General features: G+C 65.1%; 22 protein-coding genes. 17 read left to right on the top strand and 5 right to left on the bottom strand.

The genetic code is table 11. The features are described from left to right. The first annotated feature begins 228 nt into the window (after positions 1-228). The 5 genes from HMPREF3014_RS07175 to HMPREF3014_RS07155 all read left to right on the top strand — a co-directional run bounded on the left by HMPREF3014_RS07175 (position 229) and on the right by HMPREF3014_RS07155 (position 7925). Complete coding sequence (locus HMPREF3014_RS07175) at positions 229-2757, top strand: type VI secretion system spike protein VgrG2a (protein WP_023087608.1); 2529 nt, start codon at positions 229-231, stop codon at positions 2755-2757. After that, positions 2754-4463, top strand: coding sequence for an esterase/lipase family protein (locus tag HMPREF3014_RS07170; protein ID WP_003159955.1), 1710 nt, complete (start codon positions 2754-2756; stop codon positions 4461-4463). The genes HMPREF3014_RS07175 and HMPREF3014_RS07170 overlap by 4 nt, the downstream gene beginning before the upstream one ends. Beyond that, the gene (locus HMPREF3014_RS07165) at positions 4460-5602 is read left to right on the top strand and encodes a T6SS immunity protein Tli4 family protein (RefSeq protein WP_031633397.1); all 1143 of its coding nucleotides are present in this window, start codon (positions 4460-4462) and stop codon (positions 5600-5602) included. The genes HMPREF3014_RS07170 and HMPREF3014_RS07165 overlap by 4 nt, the downstream gene beginning before the upstream one ends. A 12-nt stretch (positions 5603-5614) precedes the next feature. Then, the gene (locus HMPREF3014_RS07160; RefSeq protein ID WP_003122926.1) at positions 5615-5875 is read left to right on the top strand and encodes a PAAR domain-containing protein; all 261 of its coding nucleotides are present in this window, start codon (positions 5615-5617) and stop codon (positions 5873-5875) included. 682 nt (positions 5876-6557) lie between these two features. After that, positions 6558-7925 (top strand): nucleobase:cation symporter-2 family protein, encoded by a 1368-nt coding sequence (locus HMPREF3014_RS07155; protein ID WP_003083208.1) that lies wholly within the window; start codon positions 6558-6560, stop codon positions 7923-7925. Between the two features lie 91 nt (positions 7926-8016). On the opposite strand, the gene HMPREF3014_RS07150 is transcribed toward HMPREF3014_RS07155, so the two are convergent. Further along, positions 8017-8346, bottom strand: coding sequence for a low molecular weight protein tyrosine phosphatase family protein (locus HMPREF3014_RS07150; RefSeq protein ID WP_003087185.1), 330 nt, complete (start codon positions 8344-8346; stop codon positions 8017-8019). A gap of 184 nt (positions 8347-8530) precedes the next feature. Beyond that, positions 8531-9526: a GTP 3',8-cyclase MoaA gene (gene moaA, locus HMPREF3014_RS07145; RefSeq protein ID WP_003083204.1), complete on the bottom strand. Its 996-nt coding sequence runs from the start codon at positions 9524-9526 to the stop codon at positions 8531-8533. A gap of 234 nt (positions 9527-9760) precedes the next feature. Between moaA and HMPREF3014_RS07140 the strand changes: the two genes are divergently transcribed. Continuing rightward, positions 9761-10411 (top strand): TetR/AcrR family transcriptional regulator, encoded by a 651-nt coding sequence (locus tag HMPREF3014_RS07140; RefSeq protein ID WP_003087183.1) that lies wholly within the window; start codon positions 9761-9763, stop codon positions 10409-10411. Positions 10412-10478: 67 nt separating this feature from the next. Continuing rightward, positions 10479-10742: an SDR family oxidoreductase gene (locus HMPREF3014_RS35370; protein ID WP_223719866.1), complete on the top strand. Its 264-nt coding sequence runs from the start codon at positions 10479-10481 to the stop codon at positions 10740-10742. Between the two features lie 42 nt (positions 10743-10784). Here the strand turns inward: HMPREF3014_RS35370 and HMPREF3014_RS07135 are convergent, their stop codons facing one another. After that, positions 10785-11216 (bottom strand): GlcG/HbpS family heme-binding protein, encoded by a 432-nt coding sequence (locus tag HMPREF3014_RS07135; RefSeq protein ID WP_003083199.1) that lies wholly within the window; start codon positions 11214-11216, stop codon positions 10785-10787. Between the two features lie 328 nt (positions 11217-11544). Here HMPREF3014_RS07135 and gcl point away from each other — a divergent pair, with 328 nt between their 5' ends. The 10 genes from gcl (at position 11545) to HMPREF3014_RS07085 (ending at position 23877) form a co-directional block, all read left to right on the top strand. Next, positions 11545-13320 (top strand): glyoxylate carboligase, encoded by a 1776-nt coding sequence (gene gcl, locus HMPREF3014_RS07130; RefSeq protein ID WP_003114301.1) that lies wholly within the window; start codon positions 11545-11547, stop codon positions 13318-13320. A 95-nt stretch (positions 13321-13415) separates the two neighbouring features. Next, on the top strand, positions 13416-14198 hold the full coding sequence (gene hyi, locus HMPREF3014_RS07125) for a hydroxypyruvate isomerase (RefSeq protein WP_003087181.1): 783 nt from the start codon (positions 13416-13418) through the stop codon (positions 14196-14198). A 74-nt stretch (positions 14199-14272) separates the two neighbouring features. Next, on the top strand, positions 14273-15163 hold the full coding sequence (locus HMPREF3014_RS07120; RefSeq protein WP_003087180.1) for a 2-hydroxy-3-oxopropionate reductase: 891 nt from the start codon (positions 14273-14275) through the stop codon (positions 15161-15163). 296 nt (positions 15164-15459) lie between these two features. Next, positions 15460-16725: a glycerate kinase type-2 family protein gene (locus HMPREF3014_RS07115; RefSeq protein WP_015503184.1), complete on the top strand. Its 1266-nt coding sequence runs from the start codon at positions 15460-15462 to the stop codon at positions 16723-16725. Between the two features lies 1 nt (position 16726). After that, complete coding sequence (gene pyk / locus HMPREF3014_RS07110) at positions 16727-18160, top strand: pyruvate kinase (RefSeq protein WP_003159951.1); 1434 nt, start codon at positions 16727-16729, stop codon at positions 18158-18160. Positions 18161-18526: 366 nt separating this feature from the next. Further along, complete coding sequence (locus HMPREF3014_RS07105) at positions 18527-19441, top strand: urea transporter (protein WP_023087610.1); 915 nt, start codon at positions 18527-18529, stop codon at positions 19439-19441. 65 nt (positions 19442-19506) lie between these two features. Next, a complete protein-coding gene (locus tag HMPREF3014_RS07100; RefSeq protein ID WP_009876171.1) occupies positions 19507-20358 on the top strand; it encodes an ion transporter in 852 nt (283 codons plus the stop codon). Beyond that, positions 20345-20971: an HD domain-containing protein gene (locus HMPREF3014_RS07095; RefSeq protein ID WP_003122930.1), complete on the top strand. Its 627-nt coding sequence runs from the start codon at positions 20345-20347 to the stop codon at positions 20969-20971. The genes HMPREF3014_RS07100 and HMPREF3014_RS07095 overlap by 14 nt, the downstream gene beginning before the upstream one ends. A gap of 123 nt (positions 20972-21094) precedes the next feature. Beyond that, complete coding sequence (muiA, locus tag HMPREF3014_RS07090) at positions 21095-22750, top strand: mucoidy inhibitor MuiA (protein WP_023087611.1); 1656 nt, start codon at positions 21095-21097, stop codon at positions 22748-22750. 128 nt (positions 22751-22878) lie between these two features. Continuing rightward, a complete protein-coding gene (locus HMPREF3014_RS07085) occupies positions 22879-23877 on the top strand; it encodes a sulfate ABC transporter substrate-binding protein (protein ID WP_003087175.1) in 999 nt (332 codons plus the stop codon). 81 nt (positions 23878-23958) lie between these two features. Here HMPREF3014_RS07085 and HMPREF3014_RS07080 read toward each other — a convergent pair whose 3' ends face one another. Together HMPREF3014_RS07080 and eutH are read right to left on the bottom strand one after the other, a co-directional pair. Then, complete coding sequence (locus tag HMPREF3014_RS07080) at positions 23959-24315, bottom strand: DUF1937 family protein (protein WP_003083172.1); 357 nt, start codon at positions 24313-24315, stop codon at positions 23959-23961. Between the two features lie 59 nt (positions 24316-24374). Then, a complete protein-coding gene (eutH, locus tag HMPREF3014_RS07075; RefSeq protein ID WP_003083171.1) occupies positions 24375-25610 on the bottom strand; it encodes an ethanolamine utilization protein EutH in 1236 nt (411 codons plus the stop codon). Positions 25611-25945: the final 335 nt, after the last annotated feature.

The raw sequence follows: 25945 nt of genomic DNA, 5'->3' as shown, positions 1-25945 counted from the left end.
TCCGGCACCTCCGGCTCCGACGACTGGCGCTCGCCGGTGGCAGGGTGAGTTGACAGGCACACCGGTCGTACACCTGTGCGGCCGGTTCTCCGTCGAGCCGAAAATGTCCGCGACTTCGCGAAATCGACACAGAGCCAAAGACTTTCGGCGCCGGCTGAGCAAGAGTAACGTGGCTTGCTCCTCCAATGGATTGGAAAGGAACTGCCCACCCGGAACAGGGAACGATCCATGCGTCAAAGAGACCTGAAATTCACCTTCGTCGTCGGCGAAGGGAACCTTGCGTTCGATGTCGTCGAGTTCGAACTGGAAGAAGCGCTCTGCGAGCCTTTCCGCCTGAGCCTGAAGCTGGCCAGCGACAAGAACGCCATCGATTTCAAGCAGGTACTCGACCAGCCGGGCACCTTCACCCTCTGGCAGGACGGCCGTCCGGCCCGCTACGTCCATGGCATCGTCAGCCACTTCACCCAGGGCAGCTCGGGTTTTCGCCGGACCCGCTACGAACTGCTGCTGGAACCGCAGTTGGCGCGCCTGGAGCTGTGCTGCAACTGGCGGATCTTCCAGGAGAAGAGTGTTCCGGAGATTCTCCAGGCGCTGCTCAAGGAGCACCGGGTGCTCGACTACGAACAGCGTATCTACCACGAGCACCTGCCACGCGAATACTGCGTGCAGGCCGGCGACAGCGATCACTACCTGCACGACCGGCTGGCCTTCGAGGAAGGCCTGGTCTACTACTTCCGCTTCGACGAACACCGCCACACCCTGGTCTGCAGCGACCGGCTCTACGTCCAGGAGCGTATCGCCGGCGGCCCGGTACTGTTCAGCGCCCAGCCGGAGGGCGACAACCCGCAGCCGGTGCTTCATTCTTTCCGCTACAGCGAAAATGTTCGTACGGCTCGACAGACCCAGCGGGACTACAGCTTCAAGCGCCCGACCTACGACCAGGAGCATCATCTCGCTGGCGAGGCGCTCGAGCATCAGGACTCGTCCTACGAGCGCTACGACTACCCCGGTCGCTACAAGCGGAGCGGCGCGGGCCGGCCTTTCAGCGAAAGCCGCCTCAGAGGACATCGGCGCGATGCACGGGTGGCATCGGTCAGCGGCGACGACCCGCGGCTGATCCCGGGCCACGCCTTTGCCCTGGAAGGTCATCCGCGTGCCGACTTCAACGCCTGGTGGCGGCCGGTACGGGTGGTCCATCGCGGCACCCAGTATGCCGGCCAGGAGGAAGAGTCCGCCGACGCCCCTCTGGGGGTGAGCTACGACCTGCGCGCCGAACTGGTACCCGAGGACGTCGAATGGCGTCCCGCACCGCTACCTCGGCCACGTATCGATGGTCCGCAGATCGCGACGGTAGTCGGCCCGGCAGGGGAAGAGATCCATTGCGACGAGTGGGGACGGGTGAAAGTCCAGTTCCCCTGGGATCGCGAGGGACGTCACGATGAATTCAGTACCTGCTGGATACGGGTCGCGCAGAACTGGGCAGGTGCCGATTGGGGGCACATGGCGATCCCGCGGATTGGCCAGGAGGTGATCGTCGATTACCTGGACGGCGACTGCGACCAGCCGATCGTCACCGGGCGTACCTACCGGGCGACCAACCGGCCGCCCTACGCGCTGCCCGACCACAAGATCCTCAGCACCATCAAGAGCAAGGAGTACAAGGGCAGTCGGGCCAACGAGCTGCGCATCGACGACACCACGGCGCAGATCAGTGCGGCGCTGATGAGCGACCACGGTGCCAGCGCGCTGCACCTGGGCTACCTGACCCATCCTCGGCCCGAAGGCGGCAAGCCGCGCGGCGAGGGCTTCGAACTGCGCACCGACGAACATGGCGCGGTGCGTGCGGCCAAGGGGCTGCTGCTGAGCACCGAGGAGCAGCTCAGGGCCGGCGCCGGCCATCTCGACCGAGGCGTCGTGGTGCAGGTGCTGGAGGCGGCGCTGGAGCTGGCCCGCGAGCTGGGCGACTACGCCGGGGAGCACCAGGGCGTGGGGCACGACGCGGCGCCGCAGCAAACCCTCCAGGAAGCCGTGCGCGACCTCGGCCACGGTGCCAACGACGAGTCCGGCAAGAGCAACGGAGGCAAGCCGGCGATCGCCTTGAGCGGTCTGGCAGGGATCGCCGCGGCGACGCCGGCGAGCCTGATCCTGGCCGCCGGCGAGCACGTCGACAGCGTGGCCCGGCAGAACCAGCAGGTGACCGCCGGGCAGAAGGTGGTGATCAACGCCGGCAGCGACATCGGCCTGTTCGCCCAGGGCGGCGAGCTGCGCCAGATCACCCACCAGGGGCCGATGCTGCTGCAGGCGCAGAAGAACGACATCCGCCTGGAAGCCGAGCAGAGCGTGGAGGTCAGCGCCAGCCAGCAGCACGTGCTGGTCACCGCGAAGGAGCACATCACCCTGATGTGCGGCGGCGCCTACCTGACCCTCAAGGGCGGCAACATCGAGCTGGGCATGCCCGGCAACTTCGTGGTCAAGGCGGCGAAGCACAGTCATGTCGGTCCCGCTCATGCATCGACCAGCTTCAACGCCTGGGATTCGACACCGTTCGATGACCGGTATGTCCTGCGCGACGAAGCCACGCTGGAGCCGTTACCCAATATCGCCGTTGAAGTGATACGAGGCGATGGTGGTGTGGTGAAACTGATGACCGACAGCCAGGGCCGTTTACCCAAGCAACAACACCTGGCCATGGACCCGGTGCAGATACGCATCCTGGGCAAGGGCAGTCACAACAGCGACACGGAGTCCAACACATGAGCAGCGAACCGCTCGAGCCGAATCAGGATGTGATCATCCCTCGCTCTCGCGACAGGCTGGGACGGCCTGTCTACAAGGCGCAGTTGACCCGTACCGACAACCAGAGCGAAAAGGTGGCACTGGTTCGGCAGACCGCTCCCCTGCCGGTGATCTTCATTCCGGGGATCATGGGAACCAACCTGCGCAACAAGGCAGACAAGAGCAAGATCTGGAGGCCGCCGAACGGTCTCTGGCCCATGGATGACCTGTTTGCCTCAATCGGAGCGTTATGGACCTGGTATTGGCGAGATGCAAAGGCTCGTCAAAGATTGCTGAAAGCGGAGAGAGTGGAAGTCGATGACCAGGGTACGATCGATGTCGGTCAATCTGGTTTGTCCGAAGAAGCTGCCCGCCTGCGCGGCTGGGGCAAGGTCATGCGCAGTGCGTATAACCCGGTCATGGGATTAATGGAGAGGCGACTGGAAAACATCGTCAGCCGCCGGGAACTCCAGGCATGGTGGAATGACGAAGCCCTCTCTCCTCCTGCAGATCAGGGTGAGGAGCAGGGAAAGGTTGGGCCGATCGATGAAGAGGAATTGCTCAAGGCCAGCCGATACCAGTTCGACGTCTGGTGCGCCGGTTATAACTGGCTACAGTCCAACCGGCAGTCGGCGCTGGATGTACGCGACTACATCGAGAACACGGTGTTGCCTTTCTACCAGAAGGAGCATGGTCTCGATCCCGAGCAAGTGAGTCGTATGAAAGTCATTCTGGTCACCCACTCGATGGGAGGGCTGGTGGCGCGGGCCTTGACGCAGTTGCACGGCTATGAGCGCGTATTGGGGGTGGTACATGGCGTACAACCTGCGACGGGTTCCTCGACCATCTACCATCATATGCGCTGTGGCTATGAAGGTATCGCACAGGTCGTGCTGGGACGAAATGCCGGTGAAGTGACAGCCGTTGTCGCCAATTCGGCCGGCGCGCTGGAGTTGGCCCCTAGCGCCGAATACCGGGAAGGACGTCCCTGGCTGTTTCTGTGCGACGCGCAAGGCCAGGTACTCAAGGATATCGATGGAAAGCCTCGGGCTTATCCGCAGAATCAGGACCCTTATGAAGAGATATACAAGAGCTCTACGTGGTATGGATTGGTGCCTGAGCAAAATGCACAATATCTGGACATGTCAGACAAAAAAGAAAGTTTAAGAGTTGGCCCCCGTGATAACTTTGAAGACTTGATAGATAGCATTGCTAAGTTTCATGGTGAATTGTCAGCAGCAGGCTATCACTCAGAGACCTATGCCCATTACGGAGCTGACGATAGCCGCCATAGTTGGCGCGACCTGATCTGGAAGGGTGACCCTACCCCTCTGGAGACCCCTGGTGCCACACTCAACGACGATGAGAACGGCACTTACAACAGTTGGTTCCGTCGGGGCTTGCCCACCATAGTGCAGGGTCCGCTGGAGGCGGGAAATCCACTGGACGCTTCCGGCAGCGGAGGTGACGAAACGGTACCGACCGACTCCGGCCAGGCGCCTGCCCTGGCGGGCGTCAAGGCCAGCTTTCGGCATGGCAGCAAGGGCAAGGGACAGGCCAATACCAAACGGGGCTATGAGCACCAGGAGAGTTACAACGATGCTCGTGCTCAATGGGCAGCGCTATATGGGGTGATCAAAATCACCCAGTTGGCGGATTGGCATCCTAATGACAAAGGAGGGACATGATGCATCCCCGTCGGTTGCTTGCTGTACTTGGGTTGGTGGTCTTGACCAGCATGACCAGTTGCACTTCGTTTTCTTCTTCTCGGAGCTCTTCCATGGACAAGACCGGATGGATCACTCATTGCTTTGGTCGCTTTCTGATTGATCTGCCACCTGACGCGGTAGTCAATGCCGGATACTACCTATGGGGAGACAGAATTGAGTACTTAGATGATAAACCTACCGAACTGGCAGCCAGGGTTGATCGTCTTGAACAAGAGTGGAGGACTCAGAAGCATAAATCCAAAGGTAACATGTTTCTTCGTAAAATTGACTTTGGCAATGAATCAGTAGGCTTATTGTCTTGGTCTTCAGAGGTTGCCTCTAAAACCTATTTATTGGATACCTATGTTACATCTAAGCCTACGTGGCATGCCTATCGTTGGAAAGGGAAAGTTTCGGTAGACAGAGAGCAACGTGCTGTAGAGATGTCTAGGACTTTAGCTCGAAATCTACGCTCGCGCGCGCCCAAAGAAATCCCCAGCGGGCCGGGCTTTTGCATCGACCAAGCTTATATTGCAGGGGATAATTTTCAAGATGAAGAGTTTGGGGTTGGCGTTACGTTCCCCAACCACCCCGGCGTAGACTTCGAGTTTCGTTCCTTAACGGGGGCTGCGCAAAAAAAACTGCTTGAGCGCGTTGGTGGCCTCATGCAGGAATTGCTCTCCACGTTTGCAGGTATGGAAACATTAAGAAAAGGAAAGCATCCTGTCGGGAGCCTTCCCGGAGAGGAGTATCTGGTTGCGGGAAGCGATAAGGGACAGCGCGCCTACACATTCATGTGGGAGGTTCAAGGCAAGGAGGAATCGCTAACCGAGCCCCATCTTACTGCGGGACTGGCGGTACTGGAACGCAGCAATGAAAACGGTAAACCACCGCCCCCTGCCTTCAAATCGGATAAAGAAGCATTGGAACTGTGGGACACCATTGTCGATTCGATTCGCGTGCGCCCGACTTCTTCATCACCGCGAGGTGGAAATGCCGGTCCTTCCCCTGCTCCGAAACCCGCTACGCCTGGCGGCCAAACGCTCGGTGATGACTATGTCTACGAGGAATTCCTCTCCAGCCTGAAGCCCAAAGACAACTGGCTGGACGACCTATAGGAGCGACCCGCGATGGACATCATTCGCCTTGGCGACACCACCAGCCATGGAGGCACGGTGATTGAGGCGTTCGCCCAGACCGACCTCAACGGCAAGCCGATGGCCGGTGTAGGCCACCAAGTGGTTTGCCCCTTGTGCAAGGGAACCTTCCCCATTACCGAAGGTAGCGCCCTGCTGGATGTGAATGGGGTCCCGGTCGCGCTACATGGGATGAAAACAGCTTGTGGTGCCAGCCTGATTGCCAGTGGCCCGTTGGGCGCTGCCGAAAACTGAAAAAGGGGGACGTTCGATATGCCGAAAGACTTCGGCGACCTCCTTCGTGCCTCTCCTGTAGAACGCTCAGGAAAACTCCGCCGGCTTCTTGTCCAGCATGACCTGCCCCGAGCCTTGGCACGTTGGCCAGTCTGCCGTTGTGCACTCCAGCAAGCGCTGGCGGCATTCTCTTTGCTCGTTGAGCGTCTCCATTGCCGCCAGGATCTACTGGCGCTCAGATAGCCGGTTGCTCTCGCGCACGTCGCTGCTTGTAGTCGCCAATGCAAGCAGGCGTTCCGCAAAGACCCATGGCTGATCCCGGGCGACAGGGTTCAAGGCCTTGCTGCACCGTGCTTGTGCTCACTGAGGTAGGGGTCGCTGAAAACTCCCAGCGGCTAGAGCACGTCGGCTATCCGACCAATGTCGTACACCGCCGGGCGTCCCGGGGGTAGCCGGCGCCAGTTCTATGGATACAGTGGAAGCAGCTCTGGAAAGCCTGTAGTAGACCGATTGGTCAACTACAAAAAATTACTTTGTATACAAAAAATCGATTGAATCGAGCACACAACGGGGATATAAAACACCCCACCGCATCGCCCTGAAGCCTGGGGTGGATGTTCGGCCAGAAATACCCGGCCGCCGGAACCTGCCTTTTCCGGTGTCCGCCTGCGACTGACAACAATAAAAACGCCTGAGGTGTTGCATGTCCGTGGTAACTGATCGCCGCATCCCCGACTCGCCCGTAGACCAGCGCCTGCCGCTGACGCAGCTGCTGCTGGTGGGCTTCCAGCATGTGCTGCTGATGTACGGTGGCGCCGTCGCCGTGCCTCTGATCGTCGGCCAGGCGGCCGGCCTCTCGCGCGAGGAAATCGCCTTCCTGATCAACGCCGACCTGCTGGTCGCCGGCATCGCCACCCTGGTCCAGTCGCTGGGCATCGGCCCGATGGGCATCCGCATGCCGGTGATGATGGGCGCCAGCTTCGCCGCCGTCGGCAGCATGGTGGCGATGGCCGGGATGCCCGGCGTGGGCATCACCGGGATCTTCGGCGCGACCATCGCCGCCGGTTTCTTCGGCATGCTCATCGCCCCCTTCATGTCGCGCATCGTGCGTTTCTTCCCACCGCTGGTGACCGGCACGGTGATCACCTCGATCGGCATGTGCCTGTTCCCGGTGGCGATCAACTGGGCCGGCGGCGGCAAGGGCGCGGAAGACTTCGGCTCCCTGCACTTCCTGTTCCTCTCCAGCCTGGTGCTCTGCACCATCCTCCTGATCAACCGCTTCATGCGCGGCTTCTGGGTCAACATCTCGGTGCTGATGGGCATGGGCCTGGGCTACGCGATCGCCGGCGGCATGGGCATGGTCGACCTCGGTGGTCTGGCCGAGCGCCCCTGGTTCGACATCGTCACCCCGCTGCACTTCGGCGCGCCGACCTTCGACCTGGCGCCGATCCTGTCGATGTGCCTGGTGGTAGTGATCATCTTCGTCGAGTCCACCGGCATGTTCCTCGCCCTGGGCAAGATCACCGGCCGCGAGATCACCCCGACCGAACTGCGCCGCGGCCTGCTCTGCGACGCCGGCGCCTCGTTCTTCGCCGGTTTCCTGAACACCTTCACCCATTCCTCGTTCGCCCAGAACATCGGCCTGGTGCAGATGACCGGGGTGCGCAGCCGCTACGTCACGGTGGCCGCCGCCGGTTTCCTGATCCTCCTCAGCATGCTGCCCAAGGCCGCCTTCCTGGTCGCCTCGATCCCGCCGGCGGTACTCGGCGGCGCCGGCATCGCCATGTTCGGCATGGTCGCCGCCAGCGGCATCCAGATCCTCCACGAGGCCAACATCACCGACCGCCGCAACCAGTTGCTGGTGGCGGTAAGCATCGGCATGGGCATGGTGCCGGTGGTGCGCCCGGACTTCTTCGCCCGCCTGCCGGTCTGGATGGAGCCGATCACCCATAGCGGCATCGCCATGACCGCGATCTGGGCGGTGGTGCTGAACCTGCTGTTCAACATCCTCAGCCGCAACGACCGCAGCCACTTGTGCGGCAGCCACGCGCCGGCGCCCAAGCACTCCTGACTCCCTGGCGGACCGGCGACACTCCCGGTCCGCCCTTCCCTCGGGCCGGACTTCGTCCGGCTTCTTTTTTTCCGCTCGCGGTCCGCACCACTCAGTCCCGCCGAAGGAAAGGCCCCGCCTTGCGCTCCAGCAGATGCAGCAATTCCGCCTGCATGTAGGCGTAGTCGTCCGGGATATCCAGGCAGACCAGGCGCTTGCCTTTCATCGCCGCGGCGTGCCGGCGCAGCAGCGCCTGCCGGTGGCGGCGCTCCATGACGACGACCAGCGTCGCCCACTCCAGTTGCTCCCGCTCCAGGGGCGTCTCGGCGTCCGCCGCCAGCCCGGCGGAATCGGTCTCGACGCCCGGCCAGTCGGCGAACAGCCGTTCGGCGCTGGGACTACGCAGGCGGTTGCGGCTGCAGATGAACAGGACCCGGTGCATGGGAGGCTTTCCTTTGCTGGCGCGGCAGGCAGCATGACTTCTTCGCCGCGTTTCGGCGTTGCGCCGCGTCGCTTTTCCCGGGACGGGGCAGCGAGCGGTGCGTGCCGGAACACGGTCACCCGGGTGGCATGGGGGAGGAAGCGGCGGATGGCGCCGTTGGTGCCATCGTCCCAGGAGGATACCGTCAGCCGCCGGTCATGCTCATGAAACGCAGCACCTGGACCTGCTCCTGGGCGTCGAAGTGATGCCGCTCCGGCTTCAGGTTCAGCGCCGCCACCAGTGCCGCGCTCAGGCGCTCGCGGTCGCCGGGATGGCTGCGCAGCAGTTCGCGCAGGTCGAGCGCCCCCTCGTGGCCGAGGCAGAGCACCAGCTTGCCCTCGGCGGTGACGCGCACGCGGTTGCAGTCGCCGCAGAAATTATTGCTGTGAGGTGAGATGAAGCCGATCCGGCTGGGCTCGTCGCCGATCTGGTAATACCGCGACGGCCCGCCGCTGCGCGCCAGGCTCGGGGTCAGCGGCCAGCGGCGCTCGATGATCGCGCGGACTTCGTCGCTGGTGCAGAGGGTCAGTTCGCGACGGTGGCTGGTGATGCTGCCCAGCGGCATTTCCTCGATGAAACTGATGTCCAACTGGTTGGCCAGGGCGTACTCGACCAGGTCGAGGATCTCGTCGTCGTTGCGGCCCTTCTGTACCACGCAGTTCAGCTTGATCCGCTCGAAACCGGCTTCGCGCGCCGCCTGGATGCCGTCCAGCACCTGCTCCAGGCGATCGCTACGGGTGAAGGCGGCGAAGCGTTCGCGCTGCAGCGAGTCGAGGCTGACGTTGAGGCGGCGGACGCCGGCGGCCTTCAGCTCGGCGGCGCGCTCGCGCAGTTGCGAACCGTTGGTGGTGATCGCCAGGTCTTCCAGTTCCGCACGCTGCCCCAGGCGTGCCAGCAGGCCGGTGATGCCCTTGCGCACCAGCGGCTCGCCGCCGGTGATACGAATGCGCCGCACGCCGAGGCCGATGAAGGCGTCGGCCACCGCGTAAAGTTCCTCCAGGCTGAGGACCTGGTCGCGGGGAAGGAACTGCATGTCTTCGCTCATGCAGTAGGTGCAGCGGAAGTCGCAGCGATCCGTCACCGACAGGCGCAGGTAGGTGATGCGACGGCCGAAGGGATCGACCAGGCGGGAATCGGACATAGTGACTCGTTCTGTTCCGGGGGCTCGCCCGGCGCTCGGTGGGTGAGTGCGAGCGGGCGACTCGATACCCCTAACGAATACTCCAAATACCGGAAAATGTATAGGGCAAATGAACCGGCGGGTCAGGATTTCCCGGGCCTCCGCCTCGCTCGCACCTTGCTTGAGGGGCGCTCCGGGCGGGTGCTACCATCCTCGGCTTCCTGCCGCCGTTGCAGCAATGAAGAACAAGGACTGATGACCAGCATCCGCGAGCGCAACAAGCGCCTGATCCTCCGCGCCGCCAGCGAGGAATTCGCCGACAAGGGCTTCGCGGCGACCAAGACCAGCGACATCGCCGCCCGCGCCGGCCTGCCCAAGCCCAACGTCTACTACTACTTCCAGTCCAAGGAAAACCTCTATCGCTGCGTGCTGGAAAGCATCGTCGAGCCGCTGCTGCAAGCGTCGGCACCGTTCCGCGTGGAAGACGACCCGCTGCTCGCCCTGCCCGCCTACATCCGCTCGAAGATCCGCATCTCCCGCGAGCTGCCGCATGCCTCCAAGGTCTTCGCCAGCGAGATCATGCACGGCGCGCCGCACCTGCCGAAGGAATACCTCGACGAACTGAACGCCCAGGCCCAGCGCAACGTCACCTGCCTGCAGACCTGGATCGACCGTGGCCAGCTCGCCCCGGTGGACCCGCATCACCTGCTCTTCGCCATCTGGGCGGCGACCCAGACCTATGCCGACTTCGATTGGCAGATTTCCATCGTCACCGGCAAGGAACAGCTCAGCGACGCCGACTACGACGCTGCGGTGGAAACCATCACCCGCCTGGTCCTGAAAGGCTGCACGCCCGACGGGCAATCCGGCAAGAGCGCCGGCCGGCTTCGGCCGCTGCCGCTCTGACCCGCCCCAGCGCCGGCTTCGCACCGAGCGGCGTGACGCGGTATTCGACCCGCGGCGGCAGCTCCGCATACACCTCGCCTGGACGCTATCGGCGGAGTTGCTCGAGCGCGGTATCCGGGTCAACGCCCTGAGCCCGGGGCCGACCCGGACGCCAGCGCTGGACAAAGCCGCTACCGATCTCGAGGCCACCCAGGCGCTGAGGGAGAAGATTGGCCGGGACGCCTGGGGGAGCCGCTGGAGATCGCCAGTGCCGCGCTATTCCTGGCCTCGAACGAGCCCCGCTGCAGGTATGGCACGGAGAGCCTGGTGGATGGCGGCGTACGCCACCTGAAGAAGGGAGCGAAGGCCCGGTCCTGGTGAGCAGGCCGCAAGCTCAACCGGCGTCGGGCACCAGCCCGACCGCCAGCACGCCCTGGATCGCGCATTGCTCGTCGATATCCGACGTATCGCCGCTGATACCGACCGCGCCGACCACCTCTGCCTTGTCGTTGCGAATCAACACCCCGCCCGGCGCCGGAACCAGATTGCCATGGGCCAGGGTGTTCACCGCGGAAATGAACGAAGGCCGCTGCTGTGCATCCGCCGCCAGCAGCCGCGACGACTTGCCCAGGGCCACGGCGCCCCAGGCCTTGCCGATGGCGATCTGCGGTCGCAGCATGCTGGCGCCGTCCTCGCGCTGCAGCGCCACCAGGTGGCCGCCAGCATCGAGCACCGCGATGGTCAGGGGCGCGGTGGACAGCTCGCGCCCCACCGCCAGCGCCTGGCGGGTAATGCCCAGCGCGGTTTCCAGACTGATGGTGGTCATGGTCGTTCCTCTCGAGTTGTTAAGGCTAGAAATCGGGAAACCACCCGCTATGCGGGCGCGTTCGAAAATTTGTACCCAATCTAGTAGCCGACCGGCCCTACGAAAGCAACATTCCAGAACAATATGAACATAATTTTGTATACATTTTTTCAAACGCTGGTTTTATAAGCCAGCTAACAAAAATTGTAATTCATTGTTTTTATTATGGAAAAATTGATTTCAGCGACTTTTTCCAGCGTATACAACCCATCTTGACCTTGCGCTCCCCCTCTGCCTAGAATCGTTCCAACTTTTGTACACAATTAGTATAAGAACGAGGAACAAAACGATGGCCAGAATGAGAGCAATCGAAGCCGCCGTACTGGTGATGCGCCGCGAAGGCGTGGATACCGCGTTCGGCGTCCCCGGTGCCGCGATCAACCCCATGTACGCCGCGCTGAAGAAGATCGGCGGCATCGACCATGTCCTGGCCCGTCACGTCGAAGGCGCCTCGCACATGGCCGAGGGCTACACCCGTACCAAGGCCGGCAACATCGGCGTCTGCATCGGCACCTCCGGCCCTGCCGGCACCGACATGATCACCGGCCTCTACTCCGCCTCCGCCGACTCCATCCCGATTCTCTGCATTACCGGCCAGGCACCGCGCGCCCGCCTGCACAAGGAAGACTTCCAGGCGGTCGACATCTCCAGCATCGCCGCGCCGGTGGCCAAGTGGGCGACCACCGTGCTGGAACCGGCCCAGGTCCCCTATGTATTCCAGAAGGCCTTCCAGCTGATGCGCAGCGACCGGCCCGGCCCGGTACTGATCGACCTGCCGTTCGACGTACAGATGGCCGAGATCGAGTTCGACATCGACGCCTACGAGCCCCTCCCGGTGAGCAAGCCGAAGGCCACCCGGGTCCAGGCCGAGAAGGTCCTGGCCATGCTCGACGAAGCAGAGCGCCCGCTGCTGGTGGCCGGCGGCGGCATCTTCAACGCCGACGCCGCCGAGCGCTTCCGCGAATTCGCCGAGCTGACCGGCATCCCGGTGATCCCGACCCTGATGGGCTGGGGCGTAATCCCCGACGACCACCCGCAGATGGCCGGCATGGTCGGCCTGCAGACCTCGCACCGCTACGGCAACGCCACCCTGCTGGAATCCGACCTGGTGCTCGGCATCGGCAACCGCTGGGCCAACCGCCACACCGGCAGCGTCGAGGTCTATACCGAAGGTCGCCGCTTCATCCATGTCGACATCGAACCGACCCAGATCGGCCGGGTGTTCATGCCCGACCTGGGCATCGTCTCCGACGCCGGCGCCGCCCTCGACGCATTCCTCGAAGTGGCCCGCGAATGGAAGGCCGCCGGCAAGCTGAAGTCGCGCGCCGCCTGGCTGGAAAGCTGCCAGCAGCGCAAACGCACGCTGCAGCGCAAGACCCACTTCGACAACGTGCCGGTGAAACCGCAGCGCGTCTACGAAGAGATGAACGAGTTCTTCGGCAAGGATGCCTGCTACGTCAGCACCATCGGCCTGTCGCAGATCGCCGGCGCACAGTTCCTCCATGTCTACCAGCCGCGCCACTGGATCAACTGCGGCCAGGCCGGCCCGCTGGGCTGGACCATTCCCGCCGCGCTGGGGGTGGTCAAGGCCGACCCGAGCCGCCAGGTGGTGGCGCTCTCCGGCGACTACGACTTCCAGTTCATGATCGAGGAACTGGCGGTCGGCGCGCAGTTCAAGCTGCCCTATATCCACGTACTAGTGAACAACTCCTACCTGGGCCTGATCCGCCAGGCGCAGCGCGGCTTCGACATGGACTATTGCGTGCAGCTGGCCTTCGACAACATCAACGCCCCCGAGCTGGAAGGCTACGGCGTCGACCACGTCGCGGTGGTCGAGGGCCTGGGCTGCAAGGCGATCCGGGTGTTCGACCCGAACGAGATCGGCGCCGCCCTGGCCAAGGCCCGCGAACTGATGCAGCAGCACCAGGTGCCGGTGGTGGTCGAGGTGATCCTGGAGCGCATCACCAACATCTCCATGGGTACCGAGATCAACGCCATCAACGAGTTCGAGGAACTGGCCGAGAAAGGCGCCGACGCGCCGACCGCCATCTCGCTGCTCGACTGATCGCCGGCCTTTCCCGGAGGCGCGGACGGTGCGTGCGGCACCCCGCCCCCGGCGAAAGGCCTCCCGAACGTTTGACCGAACGATAGGAGCAAGACATGCCCCGTTTCTGCGCCAACCTGTCCATGCTGTTCACCGAGGTGGATTTCCTCGAACGCTTCGACGCCGCCGCCAAGGCCGGCTTCGCCGGCGTCGAGTACCTCTTCCCCTATGACGTCGAGGCCGAGGCGATCAAGGCCCGCCTGGAAGCCAACGGCCTGGAGCAGGTGCTGTTCAACCTGCCGGCCGGCGACTGGGCCAAGGGCGAGCGCGGCATCGCCTGCCACCCGGATCGGGTCCAGGAGTTCCGCGAGGGGGTCGACAAGGCCATCGCCTACGCCAGGGTGCTGGGCAACCGCCAGGTGAACTGCCTCGCCGGGATCCGGCCGCAGGGGCACGACTGCGCCAGCGTCGAGAAGACCTTCGTCGACAACCTGCGCTACGCCGCCGACAAGCTGGAAGCCGCAGGCATCCGCCTGGTCATGGAGATGATCAACACCCTCGACATCCCCGGCTTCTACCTGCAGAACACCCGCCAGGCCCTGGAGATCCGCGACAAGGTCGGCAGCGCCAACCTGTTCCTGCAATACGACATCTATCACATGCAGATCATGGAAGGCGACCTGGCCCGCACCCTGGAAAACCAGTTGGCGGCGATCAACCACGTGCAACTCGCCGACAACCCCGGCCGCCACGAACCGGGCACCGGCGAGATCAACTACCGCTTCCTCTTCGAGCACCTGGACCGCATCGGCTACCAGGGCTGGATCGGCTGCGAGTACAAGCCGGCCACCACCACCGAAGCCGGCCTCGGCTGGATGAAGACGCACAACGTCGTCTGATCCGCACCCACGAACAAGACGCTCCCGCCTCCCTGCGCGGAGCCACTCGACAGACAGAACCAGGAGACACTCTCATGGCCAAGATCGGATTCATCGGCACCGGAATCATGGGCAAGCCCATGGCGCAGAACCTGCAGAAGGCCGGCCACAGCCTGTTCCTTTCCACCCACCACGACGCCGCTCCGGCCGACCTGCTGGAGGCCGGCGCCATTGCCCTGGCCAACCCGAAGGAAGTGGCCCAGGAAGCCGAGTTCATCATCGTCATGGTGCCGGACACCCCGCAGGTCGAGGATGTGCTGTTCCGCAAGGACGGTATCGCCGAGGGCGTCGGCCCGAACAAGGTGGTGATCGACATGAGTTCGATCTCCCCCACCGCCACCAAGGGCTTCGCCGAGAAGATCAAGGCTACCGGCGCGCAGTACCTGGACGCCCCGGTCTCCGGCGGCGAGGTCGGCGCCAAGGCGGCGACCCTGAGCATCATGGTCGGCGGCTGCCCGAACACCTTCGAACGCGCCCTGCCGCTGTTCCAGGCGATGGGCAAGAACATCACCCGCGTCGGCGGCAACGGCGACGGCCAGACCGCCAAGGTGGCCAACCAGATCATCGTCGCGCTGAACATCCAGGCGGTCGCCGAGGCCCTGCTGTTCGCCGCCCGCAACGGCGCCGATCCGGCCAAGGTGCGCGAGGCGCTGATGGGTGGCTTCGCCTCCTCGCGGATCCTCGAGGTACACGGCGAACGCATGGTCAAGGGCACCTTCGACCCGGGCTTCCGCATCAGCCTGCACCAGAAGGACCTAAACCTGGCCCTGGCCGGCGCCCGCGAGCTGAACCTGAACCTACCCAACACCGCCAACGCCCAGCAGGTGTTCAGCACCTGCGCGGCCATCGGCGGCAGTAACTGGGACCACTCGGCGCTGATCAAGGGCCTGGAGCACATGGCCAACTTCTCGATCCGCGACGAGTGATCCGCAGTCCGCGCGGGCCGTCACCCCGCGCGGAGCGACGAACCCCTTTTCGAAGGGCTCGGGGAGAGGAACGGTCGGCGAACTCCGGTGTTCGCCGCCGCCCTCTTCCTTCCCCGCCCACAAGGCGGGGTAAAGGAAGCGAACGCCCGGCCGGGAGATTCACGGCCTCTGCGTCCGGGCGCCTCGCTTCCATTCCCCAGTTCCCGCCGGCGCGGGTGCTGCGGAATGGAAGCGTCGACGACGCTGCGACCGCCGGCCCGACCGGCGGCACGACAACAAGAAATTCGGAGCCTGTCATGAGTACCGATCCACGCGCCTTTCTCACCGAGCTGTTCAATACCGCGGTGGCAGCCGGCCATCCCTACCAGGTGCTGGCCGACCACCTGCCGGAAGATCGCAGCGGGCGCGCCATCGTCATCGGTGCCGGCAAGGCCGCCGGAGCCATGGCCGAAGTGGTGGAGAAGCACTGGCAGGGCGAGATCCAGGGCCTGGTAGTGGCGCCTTACCGCTACGGCGCGCAATGCAGTCGCATCGAGGTGGTGGAAGCCTCCCATCCGGTGCCCGACGACGCCGGCGAGCGCGTCGCCCGTCGCGTGCTGGAACTGATCAGCGGCCTGAACGAGAGCGACCGGGTGATCTTCCTTCTCTCCGGCGGCGGCTCCGCACTGCTTTCGCTGCCTGCCGAAGGCATCGGCCTGGCGGACAAGCAGGCGGTGAACAAGGCGCTGCTCAAGTCCGGCGCCGCCATCGGCGAGATGAACTGCGTGCGCAAGCACCTCTCGGCGATCAAGGGCGGTCGCCTGGCCAAGGCCTGCTGGCCGGCCAGCGTCTATACCTACGCGATTTCCGACGTTCCCGGCGACGAGGCCACGGTGATCGCCTCCGGCCCCAGCGTCGGCGACCCGACCACCTCCGCCGATGCCCTGGCGATCCTCAGGCGCTACGCCATCGACGTGCCGCAGAACGTCCTCGACTGGCTCGCCGACCCGCGCTCGGAAACCGTCAAGCCCGACGACCCGTGCCTGGCGCGCAGCCACTTCCAGTTGATCGCCACGCCACAGAACGCCCTCGACGCAGCAGCGGTGAAGTGCCGCGCGGCCGGCTTCTCGACGCTGATCCTCGGCGACCTGGAGGGCGAGGCGCGGGAAGTCGCCAAGGTCCACGCCGGCATCGCCCGGCAGATCCGCAAGCACGGCCAGCCGCTGGCGGCGCCCTGCGTGATCCTCTCCGGCGGCGAGACCACCGTCACCGTGCGCGGCAACGGTCGCGGCGGACGCAACGCCGAGTTCCTCCTCAGCCTCACCGCCGAGCTCAAGGGCGAACCGAACATCTGGGCCCTGGCCGGCGACACCGACGGCATCGACGGCTCGGAAGACAACGCCGGCGCGCTGATGACGCCCTGCTCCCATGCGCGCGGCGAAAAGGCCGGGCTGAAGATCCGCGACGAGCTCGACGACAACAACGGCTACGGCTATTTCCAGGCCCTCGGCGACCTGCTGGTGACCGGACCGACCCGCACCAACGTGAACGACTTCCGCGCCATTCTCATCCTCGAGTCCTGACATGACAGCCGACAAGAAAGCCAAGATCCTCGCCACCCTCGGCCCGGCCACCCGCAGCCGCGACGATATCCGTGCCCTGGTGGAGGCCGGCGCCAACCTGTTCCGCCTGAACTTCAGCCACGGCGACTACGCCGATCACGCGCAGCGCTTCGCCTGGGTGCGCGAGGTGGAAGCGGAGCTGAACTACCCGATCGGCGTGCTCATGGACCTGCAGGGTCCGAAGCTGCGAGTCGGCCGCTTCGCCGCCGGTGCCGTGCAATTGCAGCGTGGGCAGACCTTCACCCTCGACCTCAGCGACGCCCCCGGCGACGAGCGGCGGGTCAACCTGCCGCATCCGGAGATCATCCATGCCCTGGAACCGGGCATGAGCCTGCTGCTGGACGACGGCAAGATCCGCCTGGAAGTGGTCAACTGCCACAGCGACGCCATCGAGACCCGCGTGGCGGTGGGTGGCGAGCTGTCCGATCGCAAGGGCGTCAACGTGCCGGAAGCGGTGCTGCAACTCAGCCCGCTGACCGACAAGGACCGCCGCGACCTGGCCTTCGGCCTGGAACTGGGGGTCGACTGGGTGGCGCTGTCCTTCGTGCAACGCCCGGAGGACATCGACGAGGCCCGTGGGCTGATCGGCGACAAGGCCTTCCTCATGGCCAAGATCGAGAAGCCCAGCGCGGTGAGCGCCATCGAGGCGATCGCCGAGCGCGCCGACGCGATCATGGTGGCGCGCGGCGACCTCGGCGTAGAGGTGCCGGCGGAGAGCGTGCCGGGCATCCAGAAACGCATCGTCCAGGTCTGCCGCCAGCTCGGCAAGCCGGTGGTGGTGGCCACCCAGATGCTCGAGTCGATGCGCTTCTCCCCCGCCCCGACCCGCGCCGAGGTGACCGACGTAGCCACCGCGGTGGGCGCCGGCGCCGACGCGGTGATGCTCTCGGCGGAAACCGCTTCCGGACAATACCCTCGCGAGGCGGTAGAGATGATGGCGAAGATCGTCCGCCAGGTGGAGGCCGAGCCGGACTACCACGTCCAGCTCGAGGCCAACCGTCCGCAGCCCGACGCTACCGTCTCCGATGCGATCAGCTGCGCGATCCGCCGGGTCAGCCGGATCCTCCCGGTGGCGGTGCTGGTGAACTACACCGAGTCGGGCAACTCGACCCTGCGCGCCGCCCGCGAGCGGCCCAAGGCGCCGATCCTCAGCCTGACCCCGAACCTGCGCACCGCGCGGCGACTGACCGTGGCCTGGGGCGTGTATTCGGTGGTCAACGAGCAACTGGCGCACGTCGACGAGATCTGCTCGACCGCCCTCGACATCGCCCTGGCCCAGCGCATGGCGCGCCGCGGCGACACCGTGGTGGTCACCGCTGGCGTGCCGTTCGGTCGCCCCGGCTCGACCAACATGCTGCGCATCGAGACCGTGGCGCCGCCGCTGGGAGATCTCTGAAGCAACGAGTTCGGTCCGGCTCGCGCCGTCCCCCCGGGCATGCGGGTCGGGCCACCCTTGTCTCTCTCGGATGGATGGGGCCGGAAATACGGGGCCGCGTCTCCATCCATCCGGGAAAGACCTTCTTGTCGGACCATGGCCTCCCTCGCGCACTCCCATGCAGGCCATGGACATTCAAGGCCTCCGGTTCAACTCCTGCCGGAGGTCTTTTTTTCTTCTTGGAACGCCCTGCATGCATGACCCTCGCCTGGCCTTCTCGTCCGGGGTGCGTCGCCTCCGCGCCAGACCCTACAATGACCACCCCCGCCCCTCGCGCAGGCCTGGCATCTCCGTGCCTGCCGAGCGGCCCTTGCCGCACTGACCGCCATGCCCCTGCAATCTCTCCTCAATGCATCCCGAATCCTCCTGCGCGGCATCAGCCAGGTGTTCCTCCAGGGCGACCCACGCCTGGGCCTGGCCTGTCTGCTGGCGATCGCCGTCGGCGCGCCGCCGCTGCTCACCGGCGCCCTCCTTGGCGGCGCCCTCGGCCCGTTGCTGGCGCGCCTGTTGCACTGCGCCGACAGCGACATCGAGGCCGGGCTGTACGGCTACAACGCCGTGCTGATCGGCATGCTGCTGGCATTCCGCTTCGCCTGGTCGCCGGGGCTGGTGTCGCTGGTAGCGCTCGGCTGCCTGGCCAGCGTGGCGTTGCAGCGCCTGTTCCTGCATGGGCTGCGCCGACGCCGCTGGCTTCCGCCCTATACCCTGGGCTTCGTCCTCAACGGCTGGTGGCTGGCGCCCCTCGGCGCCTGGCTAGGCCTGGCCCCGGCGGCCCATGGCGGCTGCTTCAGCTGCGCCTGGAGCGGCACGGCGGAGCTGGCGGCGCTAACGCTGGGGATCGGCGAGATCATCTTCCTTGGTGAACCGCTGGCAGGGCTGCTGGTCTGGCTCGGCCTGCTGCTGGTCTCGCGTCCCTCCGCCGCCTGGGCCCTCGCCGGCGCCGCGGCCAGCCTGCCGCTGGCCTGGTTGCTGGGCTACGACTGGGCGAGCGCGCTCGCCGGGTTCTACGGCCTGAACGCCGCCCTTGCCGGGCTGGCCCTGGCCTTGCGCTACCGCAGCGTCTGGCCGCCACTGCTCGGCATGGGCCTGGCGGTGGCGCTGCAACCGCTGTTCGGCCTGCTCGGCCTGCCGGCGCTGACCGCACCGTTCATCCTCGCCTGCCTGCTTTGCATCGGCGGCGAGCGCCTGTACCTGCGCCTGGCCGGCAGCCTCGGCGCGCGCCTCGGCCGGCGACGCTCCTGAGCGGGGGAACGCTGGCGCCGGCGGGCTAGTCTGGTAAGGTGCCGCATCCATCATCAGGAGCCACGATGAGCGCACCCGACAGCTGGCGCGAACGCCTCTACATCGTCATCTTCCAGACCGACACCCGCGACGGCCGGCGCTTCGACAGCGCGCTGCTGCTGGTGATCCTGGCCAGCCTGCTGGTAGTGATGATCGACAGCATCGACGAAATCCACCAGGACTACGGCGACCTGCTGGCCTACATCGAATGGGGCTTCACCGGCATCTTCCTGGTGGAATACCTGCTGCGCCTGTACTGCTCGCCCAAGCCGCTGCGCTATGCCTTCAGCTTCTACGGCCTGGTCGACCTGCTGGCGATCCTCCCCGGCTTCCTCGCCCTGCTCTACCCCGACGCCCAGTACCTGCTGATCGTCCGGGTGATACGCATGCTGCGGATCTTCCGCGTGCTCAAGCTGCGCCAGTACCTGAGCCAGGCCAATTTCCTGCTCACCGCCCTGCGCGGCAGCAAGCAGAAGATCATCGTGTTCTTCCTCACCGTGATGACCCTGGTCACCGTGTTCGGCGCGCTGATGTACGTGGTCGAAGGCCCGGAGCACGGTTTCACCAGCATCCCCCGCGGCATCTACTGGGCGATCGTCACCCTGACCACGGTCGGCTTCGGCGACATCACCCCGAAGACCCCGCTCGGCCAGGCCATCGCCAGCCTGGTGATGCTCACCGGCTACTCGATCATCGCGGTGCCCACCGGGATCTTCACCGCCGAACTCGCCACCGCGATGCGCCAGGACCCGGCCAACCTGTTGCAGCGGGATTGCCCGGTGTGCCGCAAGGCGACCCACGAAGTGCAGGCGGCATTCTGCTGCCGCTGCGGCAACCCGTTGTTCCCTCGCGAGGAAGACAGCCATGGGAAGTCTTGACCGGCAGCGCTGGGACGCCCTCTGGCAGCGACTCGGCGGCAACCCGCCGGCGGATGCCTTCGACGCGCTGCTGGCGGCCTATGGCGGGGCCGACCGGCACTACCACAGCGATCGCCACATCCTCGCCTGCCTGGAGCACTTCGACCGCTGGCGCCAACTGGCGCTGCGGCCGGACCTGGTGGAGCTGGCGTTGTGGACCCACGACCTGGTCTACGACACCCAGCGCCAGGACAACGAGGCCGCCAGCGCCGCCAGCACCGAGCACTGGCTCGACCAGGCCGGGCTGGCGGCGCTGCGGCCGGCTCTGCGCGAACTGATCATGGCCACCTGTCACCAGGCGCCGCCGGGAGACGCCGACGCAGCCCTGGTGGTGGATATCGACCTCGCCATCCTCGCCGCGCCGGCGCCGGTCTACGCGCGCTACGAGGCGGACGTCCGCGCCGAATACGCCTGGGTGCCGGAACCGCTGTTCCGCGCCGGGCGCGGCAAGTTGCTGCGCCAGTTGCTGGAGCAACCGGCGCTGTACCACTGCGAACCGCTGCGGCAACGCTGGGAGGCCGCCGCCCGCGCCAACCTGCGCGGTGCCCTGGAGCGCCTGGAACAGCCGGCCTGAGCCGCACGGGAAAATTTCTTCGCGCCGCTTAACCCGTCTTTCGCCGCGCTTGCGTCTCAGGCAGCAGGAAGGGACCGCACGCACGGGTTCCTCGCCCCTCCATCCGCCCAAGGAAGAGATATCGTGAATCGACTCGCCGCCTCTCCGCTCCTGTTCGCCGGCCTGTTCGCCAGCGCTCCGTTGCTGGCCGCGCCACAAGCGGTCGACAGCCGCATCAGCGCCGTCACCGTCTACGCCGACCGTGCCGTGGTCACCCGCACCGCCCGCCTGCAATTGCCCAAGGGCCAGCATGAGATCGCCCTGGAGCAACTGCCCTTCCAGCTCGACGACACCAGCCTGCGCGCGTCCCTCGGCGCCAGCGCCGCCGCCACCCTGCTCGACGTCAGCAGCGCCGCGCAACGGGTCGAGCGCCCGGACGACAATCGTGTGCAGCAGCTCGACCAGCAACTGCGCGAGATAGACCGGCAACTACGGGAAATCCATGACCGCGGCAGCGTGCTCGAAGCGCAGAAGAAGTTCCTCGCCGACATCCAGAGCGGCAGCACCCAGCCCGGCAAGGATCGCCCCATGCCCGGCATCGACGAGCTGAAAAGCCTGCTGCAACTGACCGAAGGCAACCTCGAACGCCTGCTCGCCGAGCAGCGCCAGCTGGACGACCGCGCCGCCGAACTGGAACAGCGCAAGCAGCAGTTGCAGGAGCAGCGCGGCACCCTCAACGGCGACGGCAAGCGCTTCAAGCGCGCGGTCCTGCGGGTCGCCCTGGAGCAACCGGCACAGGTCGAGGTGAAGCTCGACTACACCCTGCGCGACGCCTCCTGGCAGCCGACCTACGACGCACGCCTGCGCGACGGCGCGAAGACCATCGAACTGACCTACCAGGGCCTGGTCCGGCAGAGCAGCGGCGAAGACTGGACCGACGTCGACCTGACACTCTCCACCGCCCGTCCGGCCCTGGGCGGCAACGTACCGCGGCTGAATCCCTGGATCGTCGACATCGACGCGCCCAACGCCTACTACGGTGCCGAGATGGCCATGCAGGACGTTCCGGCGCCGATGCCGCAAGCCGCTCCCATCGCCAGGACCTCGGCGAAGATGGCCATGCCGGCCCCGGCGCCGAAGCTGGCCGAGGCGCGGCTCGCCACCGCGGAGGTCAGCAGCGGCGCCGCCAGCGCCTCTTTCCACATCCCCGTGCCGGCGACCCTGAACAGCGACGGCAGCGCGCAGAAGGTCACCATCGCCCGCCTGGAAATGCCGGCCAAGCTGCGCTATCTGGCGGCCCCGGCCCTGCGCGAAACCGCCTACCTGGAGGCGGAGACCCGCAACGACAGCGACTACCCGCTGCTCCCCGGCACCCTGAATACCTTTCTCGGCAACAGCTTCGTCGCCAGCGGCCATCTGCGCGGGGTGATGCCCGGCGAGAGCTTCGAACTGGCACTGGGCGCCGACGAGGGCATCGGCATCGAACGCAAGCTGGTCAAGCGCTATACCGACAGCAGCGGCCTGATCGGCAACCGCACGCGGGTCAACTACGAATTCCGCATCGACGTGCGCAACAACCACAAGAACGCCGAACGCGTGCAGTTCGAGGACCAGTTGCCGGTCTCGCGCAACGAGCAGATCCATGTCACCTTGCTGGAACCCAAGGCGCAGGAAGTCAAGCGCGAGGACGACGGCAAGCTGAAGTGGGACTGGACCCTGCAACCCGGCGAGAAACGCAGCGCCACCCTGAAGTTCAGCGTGGAGTATCCCAAGGACCTGGCGGTCAGCGGCCTCGACTAGCGCTGGCCAAAGCGCCGGCCGCGGCATAGGCTCGAGCGGGTAATAAGCAAAGCAGTTTTTGATATTTACCCTGCATATAACCCGACGTTATAGTCGAGCCACTACAACATGCTCAAAGGAACTGCCCTGTGAAACGACTGTTCAGCGCCTCCCTGCTGGCCGCCGGCCTGGCGCTCGGCGGCGCCGCTCACGCCGCCCAGCCCCTGCTCAACGTCTCCTACGACGTGATGCGCGACTTCTACAAGGAATACAACCCGGCCTTCCAGAAATACTGGAAAGCGGAGAAAGGCGAGAACATCACCATCCAGATGTCCCATGGCGGTTCCAGCAAGCAGGCGCGCTCGGTGATCGACGGTCTGCCCGCCGACGTCATCACCATGAACCAGGCCACCGACATCGACGCCCTCGCCGACAACGGCGGCCTGGTGCCGAAGGACTGGGCGACCCGCCTGCCGAACAACAGCGCGCCGTTCACCTCGGCCACCGTGTTCATCGTTCGCAAGGGCAACCCCAAGGCCCTGAAGGACTGGCCGGACCTGCTCAAGGACGGCGTCCAGGTAGTGGTGCCGAACCCCAAGACCTCCGGCAATGGCCGCTACACCTATCTCTCCGCCTGGGGCTACGTGCTGAAGAACGGCGGTGACGAGAACAAGGCCAAGGAATTCGTCGGCAAGCTGTTCAAGCAGGTACCGGTGCTCGACACCGGCGGCCGCGCCGCCACCACTACCTTCATGCAGAACCAGATCGGCGACGTACTGGTGACCTTCGAGAACGAAGCCGAGATGATCGCCCGCGAATTCGGCCGAGGCGGCTTCGAGGTGGTCTACCCGAGCGTGTCCGCCGAGGCCGAGCCCCCCGTGGCGGTGGTCGACAAGGTGGTCGAGAAGAAAGGCAGCCGCGCCCAGGCCGAGGCCTACCTGAAGTACCTGTGGTCGGACGAGGGCCAGACCATCGCCGCCAACAACTACCTGCGCCCGCGCAACCCGGAGATCCTCGCCAAGTTCGCCGACCGCTTCCCGAAAGTCGACTTCTTCTCGGTGGAGAAGACCTTCGGCGACTGGCGCAGCGTGCAGAAGACCCACTTCATCGACGGCGGCGTATTCGACCAGATCTACAGCCCCAACTGATCCCTCGCCGCTTGACGAAAAAGCCGGAAGCGCTCGCGCTTCCGGCTTTTTCATTCGGCTTGCAGTTCAGCCACTGCCGCCTCAGCGAAACTCGTGCTCCACCTCGGACCAGAGGCTGACCCGCTGTCCGCCGGCCTCGAAGAACTCCATCTCGCGGCGGATGCCGGCGCTGTCTCGCCAGCCCGGCAGGTCGAGGACGATCAGCTCTTCCAGGTGATCCATGTAGAAGGCGTCCACCGGCGCCCACAACCTGCCGATCGCCGCGCGGTCGAGCTCGGCCAGGCACAGGTTGATCGGGTGGGACATGGAGACCTGGCTGAATACCACGTGGCCGGCGCGGACGATGGTCGCCGCGACCTCGTTGCAGGCACGGAAGCGCTGCTCGACCACCTCGGCGTCGGCATGGCTGTAGGGACAGGCTAGGAATATCTTGCGCATGGTTACCTCGTTGCGGAAAGCGACGCCGCGATGGCTCGCGGCGCTCGTCGGGGGATGTTTCAGGCTGCGTGCAGGGCGCTTTTTTCCGCCTCGTCATGCTCCTGCTCCTGCCGCGCATAGCGCTCGGCGGCAGGCACCGAGATGCGGATGGCGATGAATACCGCCAGCAGGCCGCCGAACAATTTGCCGAGCAGGATCGGCAGGATCAGCGTCGGCTGGAAGTTGGCGGTGAATGCCAGGTGATCGCCGATGGTGGCCTGGGCGCAGACGCCCAGGGCCACGCAAAGCACCTTGTCGCGAGCATTCATGTATTTGAACAGGTGGTAGGTGGCGATGATGTTCGCCAGTACCATGACAAAGGCGGTGGCGCCCGGCTGGGACAGCCCCAGGTAACGGCCGAGGACCGCCATCGGGCGCTTGCAGTAGCGCTGGAACAGGTAGCAGATGGGGAAGGTCCCGGCCAGCATGATGCCGATGTAGCCAGCGATCTCGATGGCGCGGAACAACTCTTTCTCGTCGGCGAACATCGGGTCGAAGCCCCAGCCGCCGAAGACCTTGGTGAAGACTCCGGTGAAGTGCTGGACGATGGAAAGCGCCAGGGCCATCTTGATGAACGCGTCCATCACCTTGCCGAATACCAGGAACCCGGTGACCATCGCCGTCGCCCGGTACTTCAGGCCGGCGGCCAGCAGGAAGCAGAAGACGAACAGCGGCGCCAGCAGCCGAAGCATGTCGAGGAAGTCCAGCGACAGGTAGTGCAGGGCCGGCGAACCGGTCGATACCAGTTCGCGCACCGGGATGTGGTTGAGGGTAATCAGCAGCAACGCCGCCAGCACCGCGAACGGAATGCTGATCAACCCGGCCATCGCCCCCAGCGCCAGGTACTTGTGGTCCTTGCGCTCGAGCATGGTCAGGCCGACCGGGATCAGGTAGACGATGGTCGCGCCGGAGGTGTAGCCCACCAGCATGGCAGTAATCCACATGTCGCGGTTGGCGGTCAGGGCATCGGCCAACTGGTAGCCGCCCATGTCCACCGCGATGATCGACAGCGCGGCGATGGATACGTCGGAACCGAGGGTCTGGAAGAACGGGCCGAGGGCATGGGAAATCGCCTTCGACAGATAGGGAATGGCTACCATGATGCCGGCCTGGGCGAGGAACACCGGACCGATGGCGTGGATGCCGTTGACGAACTCGCGGCCCAGACCGCTTTCCGGGCGCAGGATGGAAGCCAGCGCGCCAAGTACCGCACCCAGCATGATCAGGTAAATCACATAGTTTCCGAACTCGGCCATCTGCGTCGTTCTCCCCTCGGCAGGCTCCCGTAGCGGGATGCGTTCTTCTGGTTGTCTGGTCGGGAGGCCGGCCACGCCGGTCGCTCCGCCGAAGCGAACACTCGCATTTCGCGTGCCACAATTTGGTTTTCGTGTTGATTTGAAGGTTCGTTTTACCTAAATTGGTCACCCATACGGTCAAGTAGGCGGCCAATCCAAGAGCGTACCTGCCTTACGGACCTGTGGGATTTTCCGCCGGGCCTGCGCAAAGCCTCGCCCCGCCCCCTTCCGCCCAGCGCCGCCAGGCGCTACCGGGCGATTCACGGTAACAATCGCCGCACCAGGATGCGGCCCAT

The organism is Pseudomonas sp. HMSC065H01 (assembly GCF_001815235.1).
GTDB lineage: Bacteria > Pseudomonadota > Gammaproteobacteria > Pseudomonadales > Pseudomonadaceae > Pseudomonas > Pseudomonas aeruginosa.
The sequence above is the reverse complement of the archived record's forward strand: the minus strand, read 5'-3'. Positions and strand labels throughout refer to the sequence as shown.

What these genes read in the sequence shown, in the direction of transcription:
- HMPREF3014_RS07175 (WP_023087608.1), top strand. Translation starts at nt 229, where the DNA reads ATGCGTCAAAGAGACCTGAAATTCACCTTCGTCGTCGGCGAAGGGAAC.
- HMPREF3014_RS07170 (WP_003159955.1), top strand. Translation starts at nt 2,754, where the DNA reads ATGAGCAGCGAACCGCTCGAGCCGAATCAGGATGTGATCATCCCTCGC.
- HMPREF3014_RS07165 (WP_031633397.1), top strand. Translation starts at nt 4,460, where the DNA reads ATGATGCATCCCCGTCGGTTGCTTGCTGTACTTGGGTTGGTGGTCTTG.
- HMPREF3014_RS07160 (WP_003122926.1), top strand. Translation starts at nt 5,615, where the DNA reads ATGGACATCATTCGCCTTGGCGACACCACCAGCCATGGAGGCACGGTG.
- HMPREF3014_RS07155 (WP_003083208.1), top strand. Translation starts at nt 6,558, where the DNA reads ATGTCCGTGGTAACTGATCGCCGCATCCCCGACTCGCCCGTAGACCAG.
- HMPREF3014_RS07150 (WP_003087185.1), bottom strand. Translation starts at nt 8,346, where the DNA reads ATGCACCGGGTCCTGTTCATCTGCAGCCGCAACCGCCTGCGTAGTCCC.
- moaA (WP_003083204.1), bottom strand. Translation starts at nt 9,526, where the DNA reads ATGTCCGATTCCCGCCTGGTCGATCCCTTCGGCCGTCGCATCACCTAC.
- HMPREF3014_RS07140 (WP_003087183.1), top strand. Translation starts at nt 9,761, where the DNA reads ATGACCAGCATCCGCGAGCGCAACAAGCGCCTGATCCTCCGCGCCGCC.
- HMPREF3014_RS07135 (WP_003083199.1), bottom strand. Translation starts at nt 11,216, where the DNA reads ATGACCACCATCAGTCTGGAAACCGCGCTGGGCATTACCCGCCAGGCG.
- gcl (WP_003114301.1), top strand. Translation starts at nt 11,545, where the DNA reads ATGGCCAGAATGAGAGCAATCGAAGCCGCCGTACTGGTGATGCGCCGC.
- hyi (WP_003087181.1), top strand. Translation starts at nt 13,416, where the DNA reads ATGCCCCGTTTCTGCGCCAACCTGTCCATGCTGTTCACCGAGGTGGAT.
- HMPREF3014_RS07120 (WP_003087180.1), top strand. Translation starts at nt 14,273, where the DNA reads ATGGCCAAGATCGGATTCATCGGCACCGGAATCATGGGCAAGCCCATG.
- HMPREF3014_RS07115 (WP_015503184.1), top strand. Translation starts at nt 15,460, where the DNA reads ATGAGTACCGATCCACGCGCCTTTCTCACCGAGCTGTTCAATACCGCG.
- pyk (WP_003159951.1), top strand. Translation starts at nt 16,727, where the DNA reads ATGACAGCCGACAAGAAAGCCAAGATCCTCGCCACCCTCGGCCCGGCC.
- HMPREF3014_RS07105 (WP_023087610.1), top strand. Translation starts at nt 18,527, where the DNA reads ATGCCCCTGCAATCTCTCCTCAATGCATCCCGAATCCTCCTGCGCGGC.
- HMPREF3014_RS07100 (WP_009876171.1), top strand. Translation starts at nt 19,507, where the DNA reads ATGAGCGCACCCGACAGCTGGCGCGAACGCCTCTACATCGTCATCTTC.
- HMPREF3014_RS07095 (WP_003122930.1), top strand. Translation starts at nt 20,345, where the DNA reads ATGGGAAGTCTTGACCGGCAGCGCTGGGACGCCCTCTGGCAGCGACTC.
- HMPREF3014_RS07080 (WP_003083172.1), bottom strand. Translation starts at nt 24,315, where the DNA reads ATGCGCAAGATATTCCTAGCCTGTCCCTACAGCCATGCCGACGCCGAG.
- eutH (WP_003083171.1), bottom strand. Translation starts at nt 25,610, where the DNA reads ATGGCCGAGTTCGGAAACTATGTGATTTACCTGATCATGCTGGGTGCG.